Annotated in this window: 13 protein-coding genes and 1 pseudogene; 8 read left to right on the forward strand and 6 right to left on the reverse strand. The window is 71.9% G+C overall.

What is annotated here, in order from left to right:
* Positions 1–10: 10 nt before the first annotated feature.
* Complete coding sequence (locus EDD90_RS12890) at positions 11–1348, reverse strand: ferric reductase-like transmembrane domain-containing protein (RefSeq protein ID WP_123973150.1); 1338 nt, start codon at positions 1346–1348, stop codon at positions 11–13.
* Positions 1349–1499: 151 nt separating this feature from the next.
* On the opposite strand from EDD90_RS12890, the gene EDD90_RS12895 reads away from it, so the two are divergent.
* Positions 1500–2195: a response regulator transcription factor gene (locus EDD90_RS12895; RefSeq protein ID WP_123973151.1), complete on the forward strand. Its 696-nt coding sequence runs from the start codon at positions 1500–1502 to the stop codon at positions 2193–2195.
* A complete protein-coding gene (locus tag EDD90_RS12900; protein ID WP_123973152.1) occupies positions 2192–3637 on the forward strand; it encodes a cell wall metabolism sensor histidine kinase WalK in 1446 nt (481 codons plus the stop codon). Before EDD90_RS12895 ends, EDD90_RS12900 begins: the two co-directional genes overlap by 4 nt.
* Positions 3638–4044: 407 nt before the next feature.
* Here EDD90_RS12900 and EDD90_RS12905 read toward each other — a convergent pair whose 3' ends face one another.
* The gene (locus EDD90_RS12905) at positions 4045–5355 is read right to left on the reverse strand and encodes a PP2C family protein-serine/threonine phosphatase (RefSeq protein WP_123973153.1); all 1311 of its coding nucleotides are present in this window, start codon (positions 5353–5355) and stop codon (positions 4045–4047) included.
* A 54-nt stretch (positions 5356–5409) separates the two neighbouring features.
* On the opposite strand from EDD90_RS12905, the pseudogene EDD90_RS12910 reads away from it, so the two are divergent.
* Positions 5410–5808, forward strand: a pseudogene (locus EDD90_RS12910) (MFS transporter); the annotation flags it as partial.
* 116 nt (positions 5809–5924) lie between these two features.
* Here the strand turns inward: EDD90_RS12910 and msrB are convergent.
* The 4 genes from msrB to EDD90_RS12930 all read right to left on the reverse strand — a co-directional run bounded on the left by msrB (position 5925) and on the right by EDD90_RS12930 (position 9489).
* A complete protein-coding gene (gene msrB, locus EDD90_RS12915) occupies positions 5925–6332 on the reverse strand; it encodes a peptide-methionine (R)-S-oxide reductase MsrB (RefSeq protein WP_123973154.1) in 408 nt (135 codons plus the stop codon).
* 13 nt (positions 6333–6345) lie between these two features.
* A complete protein-coding gene (gene murC / locus EDD90_RS12920; protein WP_123973155.1) occupies positions 6346–7734 on the reverse strand; it encodes a UDP-N-acetylmuramate--L-alanine ligase in 1389 nt (462 codons plus the stop codon).
* Positions 7735–7943: 209 nt separating this feature from the next.
* Positions 7944–8417, reverse strand: coding sequence for an indole-3-glycerol phosphate synthase (locus tag EDD90_RS12925; protein WP_123973156.1), 474 nt, complete (start codon positions 8415–8417; stop codon positions 7944–7946).
* A 154-nt stretch (positions 8418–8571) separates the two neighbouring features.
* Positions 8572–9489: a pyrimidine reductase family protein gene (locus EDD90_RS12930; protein ID WP_260327832.1), complete on the reverse strand. Its 918-nt coding sequence runs from the start codon at positions 9487–9489 to the stop codon at positions 8572–8574.
* 37 nt (positions 9490–9526) lie between these two features.
* Here EDD90_RS12930 and zapE point away from each other — a divergent pair, with 37 nt between their 5' ends.
* The 5 genes from zapE (at position 9527) to EDD90_RS12955 (ending at position 14406) form a co-directional block, all read left to right on the forward strand.
* Complete coding sequence (gene zapE / locus EDD90_RS12935) at positions 9527–10633, forward strand: cell division protein ZapE (protein WP_123973157.1); 1107 nt, start codon at positions 9527–9529, stop codon at positions 10631–10633.
* 194 nt (positions 10634–10827) lie between these two features.
* Positions 10828–11223 carry a hypothetical protein gene (locus EDD90_RS12940; protein WP_123973158.1) on the forward strand — a complete coding sequence of 132 codons (396 nt, stop codon included), beginning with the start codon at positions 10828–10830 and terminating at the stop codon, positions 11221–11223.
* A gap of 91 nt (positions 11224–11314) precedes the next feature.
* Positions 11315–11893, forward strand: coding sequence for a carbonic anhydrase (locus EDD90_RS12945; protein ID WP_123973159.1), 579 nt, complete (start codon positions 11315–11317; stop codon positions 11891–11893).
* Between the two features lie 8 nt (positions 11894–11901).
* Positions 11902–13401 carry a SulP family inorganic anion transporter gene (locus EDD90_RS12950; protein WP_123973160.1) on the forward strand — a complete coding sequence of 500 codons (1500 nt, stop codon included), beginning with the start codon at positions 11902–11904 and terminating at the stop codon, positions 13399–13401.
* A gap of 174 nt (positions 13402–13575) precedes the next feature.
* Positions 13576–14406: a slipin family protein gene (locus EDD90_RS12955; protein WP_123973161.1), complete on the forward strand. Its 831-nt coding sequence runs from the start codon at positions 13576–13578 to the stop codon at positions 14404–14406.
* Positions 14407–14440 lie beyond the last annotated feature (34 nt).

The raw sequence follows: 14440 nt of genomic DNA on the forward strand, positions 1-14440 counted from the left end.
GGTGTCTCTCTCATCCCGCCAGGCTGAAACGCTCGAAGTGGATCTGCGGCTTGGACACGCCCAGGTCTCCCAGGGTGCGCAGCACCGCGTTCATCATCGGGGGCGGTCCGCAGAGGAAGACGTCCCGGTCGGCGATGTCCGGCACCAGCTGGACCAGTTCGCGGGGGCCCAGCCTGTCGGGGACCGGCGGGCCGGTGACCAGGTGCAGCTCGGCGCCCTTGGCGACGGCGAGGTCGCGGAGTTCGCCGTAGAGGACGGCGTCGCGGTCCGTGCCGACGCGGTAGATGACGACCGTGTGGCCTTCGATGTCCTCCAGGAGCGCGCGGATCGGGGTGACACCGACGCCGCCCGCGATCAGCAGGGACTCGGTCTTCTGCCGGTGCAGGGTGGTGAAGGCGCCGTAGGGGCCCTCGGCGAAGACCCGGGTGCCGACCTTCAGGTGCCGCAGGGCGGCGCTGCCGTCACCGGCCGCCTTGGCGGTCAGGCGCAGGGTGCGGCCGTCGGGGGCGGCGGAGAGGGAGAAGGGGTTGGCCTGCCACCAGCGGTCCTTCGTCAGGAACCGCCAGAGGAAGAACTGACCGGCCTGCGCGCCCAGCTTGTCGAGGTCGCGGCCGGTGACATGGACCGAGACCACGTTGTCCGACTCGGGGACGACGGCGGAGACGCGGAACTGGTGGCGGTAGTTGCGCCACAGCGGGAGCACGGCACGGCCGAGGACCACCGAGCCGAGGGCGACCGCCCACACCGCGTACCAGTAGGCCGTCGCGGACGACGAGGCGGTGAAGGTCGTACCGACCGCGACCTGGTGGCTGAAGGCGAGTACCACGGCCACGTAGGTGTACAGGTGGATGAAGTGCCAGGTCTCGTAGGCGAGACGGCGGCGGGCGTAGCGGGCGGAGACGGCGCCGACCACGATGATGATGCCGAGGGCGACGGTCGCGCGGAGCACGCCCTCCGTCGTCTCGGCGAGGTCGACCAGCTCGCCGACCGGGCCGACGCCCGCGCCGTCGGCATAGCCGAAGCTGATGAAGACGGCGTGCGCGAGCAGCGTCCACAGCAGGGCGAAGCCGGTCCAGCGGTGCCAGGAGGTCAGCCGGTCCATGCCGATCCGGCGGTCGAGCCACGGCAGCCGGGCCACCAGCACCAGCTGGAAGGCCATGACGAGAGCGCCGTAGAGGCCGAAGAAGCGGCCGATGACGATCAGGGCGTTGGAGGCGAAGCCCGCCTGGGCGAAGAAGTAGGCGACCACAGCCGCGTTCACGGCGAGCACGGCGTACAGGCCCGTGCGGGCCACCACCCTGGGGCGTATCGCCGTGGGGGGCGCAGGGGGTGCTTGGACGGTCGTCACGGGTCGGCAGCTCCTTGATCGGGTCCTGGGAGTCGAGCTTCACCCGCGGCTGCTGTCGTTTTCCTGTCGGACTGCTTTCAACTGGTTATCGATGTGTTCTCTGTGTGAGCACGGGTCTGGCGTCCACGACCGGGTGGCGCAATATGAGCGGGTGGAAAAAGTACGACTCCTCGTCGTGGACGACGACCCGCCGATCGCCGACCTGGTCGCGACGGTCGCACGGTACGAGGGCTGGGAGGCGGTCACCGCGTACTCCGGTGAGGACGCCCTGGCCAGGGTCGCCGAGTTCCGGCCGGACATCGTCGTGCTCGACCTGATGCTGCCGGACCTGGACGGTTTCGGCGTCCTGGACCGGCTGCGGCAGTCGGGGGCGATGGTGCCGGTGGTGTTCCTCACGGCGCGCGACGGGGTCGCCGACCGGGTCGCGGGGCTGACCCGGGGCGGGGACGACTACCTGGTCAAACCGTTCGCGGTGGAGGAGCTGATGGCGCGGCTGCGTACGGTGCTGCGGCGCAGCGCCGGACCCGGCTTCCAGCGCTCGGTGCTCCAGGTCGCCGACCTGACGATGGACGAGGACACCCGGGAGGTGCGGCGCGGCACCTGGCTGCTGTCCCTCACCCCCACCGAGTTCGAGGTGCTGCGCTATCTGATGCGCAAGTCACCGACGGTACTCACCAAGGCGCAGATCCTCGACCATGTGTGGGAGTACGGCTTCGGCGGCCGTTCCAACGTCGTCGAGCTGGTCGTCAGCCGGCTGCGCCGCAAGATGGACGAGGCCGGCGGGGAGTCGCTGATCCACACCGTGCGCGGCTTCGGGTACGTGATCCGGCAGCAGGCGGCGGAGTGATAGGCCGGCTGCTGCGCTCGTACCGGAGCACCCGGCTGGGCACCCGGCTCGCGCTGGGGCTGGGGGCGCTGGCCCTGGTGGTCTTCGCGGTCGTCGGCACGGCCCTGACCACCTATATGCGGGACTACCTGTCGGCCCAGCTCGACGACCAGCTCGGGCTCGCCCAGACCGCCCAGTCGAAGAGCATCGAGCAGAACGGCACCCTCCAGGGCAAGAAGTACTACCGCTGGTACTACGCCGTGTACGACGTCTCGGACGGCACCCCGGTGCTGCGCAAGCCCGAGGAGACCGGTGATCTGCCCCAGGACATCGGCGACCTCACTTCGGTGGCGAAGGCGCAGATAGCCGCGGGCACGGAGGTGCTGCGCACCGAGAACCTGACCGGCGAAGGCGAGTACCGGCTGCGCGGCTGCGAGGTGGAGCCGGGGGTGGTGCTGGTCAGCGGGGCGCCGATGGACAGCATCGACGACACGGTACGACGGCTGGTCACGGTCCAGGTGGTGGCCTTCGGGCTGGCCCTGCTGGCGCTGGTGGTGATCGGCCGCCGGCTGCTGCGCAACGGCCTGCGGCCGCTGAGCGACATGGCGCACACCGCGCACGGGATCGCCTCGCACAATCTGACGGAGTCGGCGGCCCGGCTGCCGCTGCGCGCGGACAAGCGGGGCGGCGGCGCGGAGGTGGAGGAGCTGCGCACCGCGTTCAACACGATGCTGGAGCACATCGACCACTCGCTGGCGGTCCGTGCCGAGGCGGAGCAGCGGCTGCGCCGGTTCGTCGCGGACGCCTCGCACGAGCTGCGCACCCCGCTGATGTCGGTCCGCGGCTACGCCGACCTCTTCCAGTACGCGGCCGCCAACCAGCCCGAGGAACGCGACAAGCACCTGGCCCGGCTGCGCGCCGAGGCGGCCCGGATGGGCGTCCTCCTCGACGACCTGCTGCTCCTCGCCCGCCTGGACGCGGCCGAGGTGGAGACGCCGCTGCGCCCCGAGGACACCGACCTGGCGGAGCTGGTCCGGGAGGCCGCCGACGCCTTCCGCGCGGCCCGTCCCGACCATCCCCTGACGGTGTCCGTCGGCCCGGAACCGGTGCCGGTCCGCCTGGACCCGGTCCGGATCCGCCAGGTCCTGGACAACCTCCTCACCAACGCGGCGGTGCACACACCGACGGGTACACCGGTCGCCGTGACGGTCACCGTCGCCTCCGACTCGGCGTCGGTGGCCGTGACCGACCAGGGTCCCGGCATCCCGCCGGCCGACCGCGCCCGGGTCTTCGACCGCTTCTACCGCGTCGACAAGGCCCGCAGCCGCGATCGCGGCGGCAGCGGCCTGGGCCTGTCGGTGGCACGGGCGCTGGTGGAGGCACACGGCGGAACCATCGCGCTCGGCGACGCCTCGACGGACACGACGGCCTTCACCCTGACCCTGCCCCGGCTGAGCGGGTGAGCACGGACCGCTGCGCATCCTCGCCCTCGTACCCCGCAGACGCCCCGTACCCCGCAGACGGCGGACGCCCGCCTCGGCGCGGGCGTATCCGCCGCTGAGCGGGGAGCCGGACAGGGCGGCCCCGCCGGCCGTGGTGACGACCACGCTGCCCGGCGTCGAGGACGAGCGGACCCGGCCGGTACACGCGGACGACGCCCTCCGCCACCGCTTCGTCGGTGGCGTCGGCGGCGACGTGCGTGACACCGTCCTCGGCGAGCAGGCCGGTGGCGACCGCGGCCGGAGAATCCGTCGCCGCTCCCTCGGAAAGTCCCTCGGAAAGCCTCTCGCGAAGTCCATCGAAAAGCCCGTCAGAAAGCCCTTCAGGAAGCCCTTCAGGAAGCCCCTCGGGAAGCCCCTCGGCGGAGAATTCAGGCCACCTCCATGTCCTCGTCGCCCTCCTCCTGCTCGGCCGGGCCCTGCCGGGCGTGCGGGCGGGCCGCCAGGACCGCGACGTCGTCCTCGGCGTTGCGGACGTCGAGGCGGGTGAGGATGGATTCGAGGAGGGCGTCGACGCCGACGGCGGGGCTGAAGTGGAGGTCGGCGAGCCGGCGCAGGGAGCGGTCGATGTCCTCGCCCCGGTGCTCGACGAGGCCGTCCGTGAAGAGGACCAGGGCCTGGCCGGGTTCGAGCTGGTGGGTGGTCGCCTCGTAGCCGCCGAAGCCGGTGCCCAGGGGTGGGCCGACAGGGACCGGCAGGAGGGAGGTCCGGCCGTCCCAGGCGACCAGGGCGGGCGGGAGATGGCCGGCGCTGGCCAGGGTGACCTGGCCTCGGCTGGGGTCGACTCGCACGAGCAGGCACGTGGCGGGTCTTCGGTCCGCCTCGGCGGCGGCGATGTCGTCCATCTGGCGCAGCACCCGGTGCGGAGGCAGTTCGGAGGAGGCGATGTAGCGGAGCAGGGAGCGGTAGGCGTTCATGTCGACCGCGGCTTCGAGACCGTGGCCCATCACATCGCCGACGACGAGCAGCGTGCGTCCGAAATGCAGCCGTACGGTCTCGCACCAGTCGCCGCCGACCAGCACCCGCCGGCCGGCCGGAAGGTAGCGGATCGCCACGTCCAGGTTCGGGTGCGGCCGGCCGGGTTCGGCGAGCAGGGCGCGCTGCAGGTCACCGGCGGTGCGGTTGACCTGCTCGTACTCCCGGGCGTGCCGGATGTGGGACGCGGCCCGTTCGGCGAGGAGGGCCAGCAGCTCGGCCTCCGCACGGGCGAAGGCGATCCCCTCGCGGGCGCACACCAGGACGCCGTACTGCTCGGATCCGCTGGTCAGGGGTACGCACAGGGCCGGGCGGGTACGGTCGGCGACCGGGCGGGACAGCCAGGGGTCCGCCCAGTGGTCGGCCGCCGGGGTTCCCGCGTCCCGGGCCACCGCCGTCGCCCAGCGGGCGTCGGGCAGCAGGTCGGTGTCGCCGGTGATCGCCTCGTAGCCGGAGACTTTCTCACCGACGCGCCGGATCACGGCCGCGCCGCCACCGGCGAGCCGTACCACCGCCCGGGTCAGTTCCGCGCAGGTCGTGGGCTCGTCGAGGGTGGTGCCGACACCGGCCGCCGCCGTCCGCAGCGCCTTGAGTGACGCGGCGGGACGGGCGCCCGCAGCGGCCCCGCCGCGTCCGCCCCGCCCGCCCGGGCCGTCGGCGGACGCGGGTCCCCTACGGGACTGGAACCATCGCGCGACACCCGACACCCTCACAGAATCTCAAACAGCGCCGAGACGGGCACCAGCCGCCCGCACCTGCACCCGCCGCCGCCCCTCACCGTCTTCGTGGTCGAGACGGTGCTGCTCGCCACCGCGGTCCTCGCCGCGCTGCGCATGCCGGTACGCCGCCCGGCCGCCCCCGCCGAGGGGGCCTGGATCCGTGTACCGGGCGTCCCGCACGGCGACGGCCGCCGGCTCGCCCTCGGCATCGCCGTGTTCGGGCCCGGCATCACCGCGAGGTCGTTCGTGCTCTCGCTCGGCCCGTCGCTGTTGTCCGGTCTGCTCGGTACGGCCGACCGGATCGTCGCCGGGTCCATGGCGTTCGTGATGTTCCTGACCGCGACCGGCGTGCAGTTCGCGGTGCGACGGCTGTCGAGGGGCATGATTCTCATCGCCGGAGCGGTCGCCACCGCGCTCGGTATGGTCGCGCTCGCCCTGGCCGCCGTCGGCGGCCTGACCGTCGTCGTCTCCCGGCGCAAGGTGGCCGATCTCGCGTGACCGGCCGACGCCGGGCCGGGCGCTCCCGCCCGGCCCGGCGCTCCTTGCCGCGCCTGCGGTCAGCTCTCGTCCTCGGTCAGCCGCAGCGAGATCGAGTTGATGCAGTACCGCTGGTCGGTCGGGGTCGCATACCCCTCGCCCTCGAAGACATGCCCGAGGTGCGAGCCGCAGCGGGCGCAGCGCGCCTCGGTGCGGACCATCCCGTGGGTGCGGTCCTCGACCAGTTCGACCGCGTCCGTGTCCTTCGGGTCGTAGAAGGACGGCCAGCCGCAGTGGGACTCGAACTTGGTGGTGGAGGTGAACAGTTCGGCACCGCAGGCGCGACAGGAGTAGACGCCCTTGGTCTTGGTGTCGGTGTACTCACCCCTGAAGGCCGGCTCGGTCGCCGCCTGACGCAGCACGGCGTACTCGGCCGGCGTCAGCTCCGCCCGCCACTGCTCGTCCGGCTTCTCGACGTCGTACGACATGACTCTCAGCCCCTCACTTCGCCAGGCGTTCCAGGATCCTCGGGCCCAGGTCGGTCACATCGCCCGCGCCCATGGTGAGAACCAGATCGCCCGGCTTCGACATTCCCGCGATCACGGTGGGGACCTCGTCCTTGTCGTGGACGGCGGTGACGTCGGCGCCGGCGGCCCGTGCCGCCTCGATGATCAGCTCGCTGGTGATCCCGGGGATCGGGTCCTCGCGGGCCGGGTAGATGTCGAGGACGACCGAGGCGTCCGCGAGGGCCAGCGCGTCGCCCATCTCCTTGCCCAGTTCCTGGGTGCGGGAGAAGAGGTGCGGCTGGAAGACGACCAGGATGCGGCTGTCACCGGCGGCGCCGCGCATCGCCTCCAGGTCGGCGGTCATCTCGGTCGGGTGGTGGGCGTAGGAGTCGATCACCTGGACGCCCGCCGCCTCGCCCTTGAGCTGGAGGCGCCGCTTCACGCCGGTGTACGCGGCCAGGGCGGGTGCGAGTTCGGCGGCCGGGACCCCGAGGGCCACGCCCGCGGCCAGCGCGGCGACCGCGTTGTGCGCGTAGTGCCGGCCGGGGACGGAGACCGTGAAGGTCAGCTCGGTGCCGTCCAGCAGGACCGTGACCTGGCTCTTCAGGCCCTGCGGTACGACCGACAGCACGCGTACGTCGGCGTCGGCGGCCTCGCCGTACGTCACCGTGCGCACCTTGCCGGCGACCCGCCGGGTCAGCTCCCGGGCGCCCTCGTGGTCGGCGTTGACCACCAGCGTGCCGCCGGGCACGATCCGGCCCGCGAAGGTCTCGAAGGACTCGTAGATCTCGTCCATCGAGGCGTAGTTGGCGTGGTGGTCGAGCTCCACGTTGAGGACGATGGCGACCTCGGGCGCGTACTTGTGGAAGCTGCGGTCCGATTCGTCCGCCTCGGCGACGAAGATCTCACCCTCGCCGTGCAGGGCGTTGGAGCCGGGGGCGTCCAGGTCGCCGCCGATGGCGTACGACGGCTCACGGCCCAGCCCGGTCAGCGACACGGCCAGCATCGAGGTGGTCGTGGTCTTGCCGTGGGTGCCCGCGACCGCGACCGGCCGCAGACCGTCCATCAGGGCGGCCAGCGCGTCCGACCGGTGCACCACGGGGATGCCCAGCTCGGCCGCGCGCGCCAGCTCGGGGTTGTCCTCGCGGATCGCCGACGACACGACGACGCAGCTGGCGTCGTCCGCGAGGTGCTCCGCCGCGTGCCCGATGTGCACGGTGACACCCAGTGCGCGCAGCGCCTCGGCGGTGGCCGACTCCTTGGCATCACTGCCGGCCACCGCGGCCCCGCGCTGGGCGAGGATCTTGGCGATCCCCGACATCCCGGCGCCGCCGATGCCGATGAAGTGCGGTCGGTCCATGGCGGAAGGAAGGCCGGGTGCCATGTAGTTCTCCCCAGAGACGGTACGTGCGAAAGCGTGCCTAGCCTATGCGCTCGGACCGCGGGAGCTTTGCAAGGGGCGCAGGCATCAGCGCCCCGTCAGGGGCGCTGGGGGTACCCCCGGCCGAAGGCTGGGGGAGGAACTGCGCGACAAGCCACGACGAAGCCGCACCCGCCGACGCACCGCACCCCTACGGCGCCCGGCGCGAACCCCTAGGCCTTGCTGTGCGAGAACAACTTGAGCACCGGCACCCCCACCTTGTGCCGCGCCCGGGACGCCCAGTCCCGGTGGAAGAACTCCTCCACATAGTGCGGATCCGTCAGCACGATCACCTCGTCCGCGCCGACCTCTTCCACCAGCTTCTTCAGCGCGTCCAGCGGATGGTCCTCGACCAGCCGCCCCTCCGCCGCGCTCCCCGCCGTCCGCAGAGCCGTCAGGGACACGTCCAGCGCCTGCTCGGCGGGCTCCTTCGCCGCGTCCCCCTCCGGCGTCTCCCGCTCGCGCGCGGCCTCGTCCAGTTCGCCGAGCGCGATGTCGTCGATGGCCCGCAGCAGACGGTCCGCCTGGTCGCCGCGGGGCTGGAGCAGCACATGGAAGGAGACCTGCTCGTCCCCGTGCAAGGTGGTGACGAACTCCACGTCGGCGGACGTCAGGGCCTTCTCGATCATCAGAACGCTTGTGAACACCAGGCGCCTCTTCTCCTTAGAGGGCCGCTTCGACCCTCTGTCCTCCGTGGGGCCCAGCACCCCTGCGGAAACCATCCTGCCCCGTGATCGCACGGGTAGTGCCGGACTTAGTGTGCCCGTCCGAAGCTAAGCGGAACGACTGATTCCGCTGATTTCAGGACCGGCGGTAGCGACCGAACAGGAATCCGGCCTCTTCCAGCAGGGACACTAGTTCGAAGCGGTGGGGCACGGCCACGCGGGGTCCCCCGGAGATCCGCTGGGCGTCCCCCGCCGTGAGCATCGGGGAGATCGTCAGGCAGAGCTCGTCGAGGACGTCCGCGGCGACGAACTGCCCGAGCAGCCGGGGACCGCCCTCGGTGAGCAGCCGGGTGTGGCCGAGGCCGGCGAGTGCGCGTACCGCGCGGGCGGGGTCGACACCCTTGCCGTCACCGGCGATCACCACCCGGGCCCCGGACTGTTCGGCGGCCGCGACCCGGTCGGGGGCCGCCGCCGCGCCGGTGAGGACCAGCGTGGGCACGAGGGGCGAGGTGAACAGCGGGACCGAGAAGTCGAGGTCCAGGCTCGCGCTCACGACGGCGACCGCGGCGGCCTGACCCTGCCCCGCCGCGGCCCGGGCCGCGGCGAACTCCGCACGCGCGCGTACCGGCCGGTACCCCTCCTGCCGTACCGTTTCCGCGCCCACCAGGACGACATCCGCGAGCGCCCGCAGGGTGCCGAAGATCCGCATGTCGGCCGCGCCGGAGATGGGCTGCGACCGCCCGTCGTGCTGACCGGCCCCGTCGAGCGTGGACACCATGTTGGCCCGCAGCCAGACCTCCCGCCCGGCGGACTCCGGGTAGGAGTAGGCGAGGGCCAGCTCGGCGAGGCTCCACTCCCGGTCGACGAGATCGGCACCGACCGCCGCGGCCGTCACCGCGGATCCGCCGCCGGCGGATCCCGGCCCCTCGGCGCCGGCCCCGGAGCCGCGCCCGGGCCTCTCCCCCGGAGCCGCGGCCCCCTCCGCCACTGCCGAACCGTCAAAGGCCCCGGCCCGGGCTGCTGTCTCTTCGGTCACAGGGAACAGGCGTCGCATGCCGTGCAGTGTGGCACGGCAACTAGCATGGGTAACCGTGTCCTCTTCTCCCGCCACATCCGAGGTCAGCCCCATAGCCGACACGGGCCCGCTGGCCCTGTGCGCCCGCTCGCCGCACGTTCCCGCGGACCGGCTGGTCGCCGAGATGGTGCCGCCACCCCGCTTCGACTCGGTCCGCTTCGCCACCTACCTCCCGGACCCGAAACAGCCGAGCCAGACCGAGGCCGTACGGGTCCTGGAAGGCTTCGCCGGCGGTCTCGGCGGGGCGCACGCGGCGGCCGGCGGCAAGCGCGGCTTCTTCGGCTTCGGCAAGGCCAGGGCCCCGAAGACCCCGGCCGGTCCCCGCGGGGTCTACCTCGACGGCGGGTACGGCGTCGGCAAGACCCATCTGCTCGCCTCCCTCTGGCACGCCACCCCGGCCGAGCCCGCCCTGAAGGCGTTCGGCACCTTCGTGGAGCTGACCAACCTGGTCGGCGCCCTCGGCTTCCAGCAGACCGTGCAGACCCTCTCCGGCCACCGGCTGCTGTGCATCGACGAGTTCGAGCTGGACGACCCCGGCGACACGGTCCTCGTCTCCACCCTGCTCGGCCGGCTCGTCGACGCCGGGGTCGCGCTCGCCGCCACCTCCAACACCCTGCCGGGCAAGCTCGGCGAGGGCCGGTTCGCGGCCGCCGACTTCCTGCGCGAGATCCAGGGCCTGTCCGCCCACTTCCGCGCCCTGCGCATCGACGGCGAGGACTACCGCCACCGCGGCCTGCCCGAGGCGCCGGCGCCCTACTCCGACGAACAGGTGACCAAGGCGGCGTACGCCACGCCGGGCGCCTCGCTCGACGACTTCCCGCACCTCCTGGACCACCTGGCCAAGGTGCACCCCAGCCGGTACGGCGCGCTGACCGACGGGCTGACGGCCGTCTGCCTGACGGACGTCCAGGCCGTGCCCGACCAGTCGACCGCACTGCGGCTCGTGGTCCTCGCGGACCGGCTCTACGACCGCGAGATCCCGGTCCTGGCCTCCGGACTGCCCTTCGACAAGCTGTTCAGCGAGGAGATGCTGAACGGCGGCTACCGGAAGAAGTACTTCCGCGCGATATCCCGGCTCACCGCCCTGGCGAGGGACGCCAAGGGGCTTGTGAGCGCCGGGTAGGCACCTTTTAGTTGATCAAGCCCCCAAGGTCAAGAGCCCGATCAGGCCACATCACCGGCACTTTTCACGCTCTCTTCGGCTCGCAACACCGAGTTAACCCTGCAAACAACTTTGCGGGGTTAACGTGTTTCTTGACCAACCATTGACCTGTGCTTGATGTGCACAAGAGGCGCGAACTGCTGCGAGGGGGGCTCATGTTCCGAGGTACGACGGCCCGGACCGTACTCTCGCTCCTGGCCGCCGCCCTGCTCGCCGTCCAGTTCTTCGCGCCCGCGGCAACCTTCGCGGCCGCGCACACCCTCAGTCATGTCGAGGCCAAGGCCCAGCCCGGATTCAAGCCCCCGGTGAAGGCCGTGCGCGACGGCTCGCACACCCTCCGCGACCACGGCCGGTGCGGGGAGCCTCCCAGCCCGCCGCCGGCCGCCGACCGCCATCGCACCTCCCCCGCCGGCTGGGCCGACGACCGGCCGCTCGCCGCCCGGCACACCACGGCCATACGCGCCTCGCTGCCGCCCGCCGCCAAGCACCGGCACCCGTCAAGACCGTCGAGAGCCCTCTCACCGGCCGCGCTCCAGGTCTTCCGCTGCTGACAGGCGGGTTCCGCCTCGGCTCTTCACCCCCCCACGACCGTCGTGCAAGCCCGACGCGCCGTCGCGGCGCGCCAGGAGGAGTCCACACAGCATGCAGCCCCTCATCGACAACGCCCGTACGTTCGGACAGCGCCCTGAGGAGTTCGCCAAACTCGCCGAAGGCCAGTCCCCGCAGGTGCTGTTCATCACCTGCTCCGACTCCCGGGTCGTCCCGGCCCTGATCACCGGCGCCCGCCCGGGTGAGCTCTTCGAGCTGCGCACCGCGGGCAACATCGTCCCGCCGTACGCCTCGGAACACCCGACCGGCGAGGCGGCCACCATCGAATACGCCGTGGAGGTGCTCGGCGTCCGCGACATCGTCGTCTGCGGGCACTCGCACTGCGGCGCCGTCGGCGCGCTGGTGCGCGGCGACGACCTGACCGCCGTACCCGCCGTACGGGACTGGCTGGCGCGTGCCGAGCCGCGCCCGACCGGGACGGCGGAGGACCCGGCCGTGGCCGAGGGCGTGCAGAGCCATGTGCTCGCCCAGTTGCTGCGGCTGCGCTCCTACCCGTTCATCGACCGGAAGCTGACGGAGGGTCGGCTGACCCTGCGCGGCTGGTACTACGAGGTCCACACCGGTGCCGTGCGCGAACACCGCACGGAGACCGACGCGTTCGAGACCCTGTGAGCGTCGCGATGACCAAGTTCCCCCACATCAGGTTCCCTTACATACGGCAGGACTTCGCTGCCTCTCTCGTCGTCTTCCTGGTCGCGCTCCCGCTGTGCGTGGGCGTGGCCGTCGCCTCCGGTGTCCCGGCCGAACTCGGCCTGGTCACCGGCATCGTGGGCGGCATCGTCACCGGGCTGCTGCGTGGCAGCAGCCTCCAGGTGTCCGGTCCGGCGGCCGGACTGACCGTGCTCGTCTTCGAGGCGGTGCACGAGTTCGGGCTGCCGGTGCTCGGCGTGATCGTGCTGGCCACCGGCGTCCTGCAGATCACCATGGGCGTCCTGAAACTGGGACGCTGGTTCCGGGCCATCTCGATCTCGGTCGTGGAGGGCATGCTGGCCGGAATCGGTCTGGTCCTGATCGCCGGCCAGCTGTATCCGGCGCTCGCCACGAAGGCCCCGGCGTCGGGCCCCGGCAAGATAGCGGGACTGCCCGGGGCGTTCCTGGACGCGCTCGGGGACGGGAAGGCGCTGGCCTCGCTCGCTCTCGGCGCGGGCACCGTCGCCGTCCTGGTGCTGTGGAAGCACGTCCCGGCGAAGGTACGGACGGTCCCCGGACCGCTGGCCGCGGTCGGTCTCGCCACCCTGGCCGCGTTCTTCCTGGACCTCCCGGTCGCCACCGTCGAGGTGCACGGGCTGCTGGGCTCCGTCCAGCCGCCGCCGCTGAGCGCCTTCGGCGAACTGGCGGGCCTCGGGGTGATCGGCACGATCGTCGCGTTCACGCTGATCGCGTCCGCCGAGTCGCTGTTCAGCGCGGCGGCCGTGGACCGGCTGCACAACGGCCCGCGCACCGAGTACGACAAGGAGCTGGTCGCCCAGGGCGCGGGCAACGCGCTCTGCGGGGCCCTCGGCGCGCTGCCGATGACCGCGGTGATCGTGCGCAGCGCGGCCAACGTCCAGGCCGGCGCCCGGACGAAGGCGTCCCGGGTGCTGCACGGCGTCTGGCTGCTGCTGTTCGCGGCTCTGCTGCCGGGAGTCCTGGGCTACATACCGATCCCGGCCCTCGCCGGGATCCTGGTCTACTCGGGCGCCAAGCTGATCCCCGTGCGTGCGCTGACCGCGCTCTGGCGCGAGCACCGGGGCGAGGCGCTGATCCTGGTCGTCACCGCGGTGTCGATCGTCGCGGTCAGCATGTTCGAGGGCGTGCTCATCGGGTTGGCCCTGTCGATCGTCAAGACGGCCTGGGAGGCCTCGCACCTCAAGCTGGAGATCGTCGACAAGGGCGCGGGCCCGATCGACGCCCATCTGTCGGGCAACGCGACCTTCCTGCGGCTGCCCAAGATCCTGGACAGCCTGGAGGCGCTGCCCCAGGACCGCCCGATCCGGGTGGACCTGTCCGGGCTGCACCACCTCGACCACGCCTGCCGGACCGCGCTGGAGAGCTGGGCCGCGCGGCACAGCGCCGCCGGTACCGAGCCGGTGAAGGTCACGACCGCCGAGGCCACGGCCACCCCGGTCACGACCCTCTGAGTCAGGACCCTCTGAGTCACGGCCGCCTGAACCGGCGGCCGCTCCCGGGCCGGGATGCCGACGCCCCTCGGCATCCCGGCCCGGACCTGCTTCCCTGGGCCGTGGCCCCGGGCCTCCCACCGGGCATATCGTTGAAGCATCAGACATATCGGACCTCTCTGTTTGGGGGTCGTGATGGTTCAGGAGCTGCTGGTCGCGGTGGTGGCGGCGCTGTGCTTCGGCGCGCTGTACCTGGCCGCCGGCGCGCGCGTCGTCAAGCAGTACGAGCAGGGTGTGCTGTTCCGGCTCGGTCGCGTCACCGGTGACGTACGGATGCCCGGCTTCAACCTGGTGATCCCGTTCGTGGACCGGCTGTACAAGATCAACCTGCAGATCGTGACTCTGCCGGTCCCCGCCCAGGAGGGCATCACCCGCGACAACGTCACCGTGCGGGTGGACGCGGTCGTCTACTTCCGGGTGGTCGACGCGGTGAGCGCGCTGGTCAAGGTCGAGGACTACAAGTTCGCCGTCTCGCAGATGGCCCAGACCTCGCTGCGGTCGATCATCGGCAAGAGCGATCTGGACGATCTGCTCTCCAACCGCGAGAAGCTCAACCAGGGGCTGGAGCTGATGATCGACAGCCCGGCCGTGGGCTGGGGTGTGCAGGTGGACCGAGTCGAGATCAAGGACGTGTCCCTGCCGGACACGATGAAGCGCTCGATGGCCCGCCAGGCCGAGGCCGACCGTGAGCGCCGGGCCCGGATCATCAACGCCGACGCCGAGCTGCAGGCCTCGAAGAAGCTCGCCGAGGCGGCCCAGCAGATGGCCAGCACCCCCTCGGCCCTGCAACTGCGGCTGCTGCAGACGATCGTGGCGGTGGCGGCCGAGAAGAACTCCACGCTGGTCCTGCCCTTCCCGGTGGAGCTGCTGCGGTTCCTGGAGAGAGCCCAGCAGCCGGCGCCGAACGGCGACGCCCGGCCCGAGGTCACCGAGAGCGCGCTGAAGGGAGGGCCGCCGCCCGGGTGACCCGGCGCCGCGCCCACCGGAAAATACACATATT

It is taken from the genome of Streptomyces sp. Ag109_O5-1, from assembly GCF_003814875.1.
Taxonomy (GTDB): Bacteria; Actinomycetota; Actinomycetes; order Streptomycetales; family Streptomycetaceae; genus Streptomyces; species Streptomyces sasae.

What these genes read in the sequence shown, in the direction of transcription:
- EDD90_RS12930 (WP_260327832.1), bottom strand. Translation starts at nt 9,489, where the DNA reads ATGCGACGCCTGTTCCCTGTGACCGAAGAGACAGCAGCCCGGGCCGGG.
- EDD90_RS12955 (WP_123973161.1), top strand. Translation starts at nt 13,576, where the DNA reads ATGGTTCAGGAGCTGCTGGTCGCGGTGGTGGCGGCGCTGTGCTTCGGC.
- msrB (WP_123973154.1), bottom strand. Translation starts at nt 6,332, where the DNA reads ATGTCGTACGACGTCGAGAAGCCGGACGAGCAGTGGCGGGCGGAGCTG.
- EDD90_RS12945 (WP_123973159.1), top strand. Translation starts at nt 11,315, where the DNA reads ATGCAGCCCCTCATCGACAACGCCCGTACGTTCGGACAGCGCCCTGAG.
- EDD90_RS12940 (WP_123973158.1), top strand. Translation starts at nt 10,828, where the DNA reads ATGTTCCGAGGTACGACGGCCCGGACCGTACTCTCGCTCCTGGCCGCC.
- murC (WP_123973155.1), bottom strand. Translation starts at nt 7,734, where the DNA reads ATGGCACCCGGCCTTCCTTCCGCCATGGACCGACCGCACTTCATCGGC.
- EDD90_RS12950 (WP_123973160.1), top strand. Translation starts at nt 11,902, where the DNA reads ATGACCAAGTTCCCCCACATCAGGTTCCCTTACATACGGCAGGACTTC.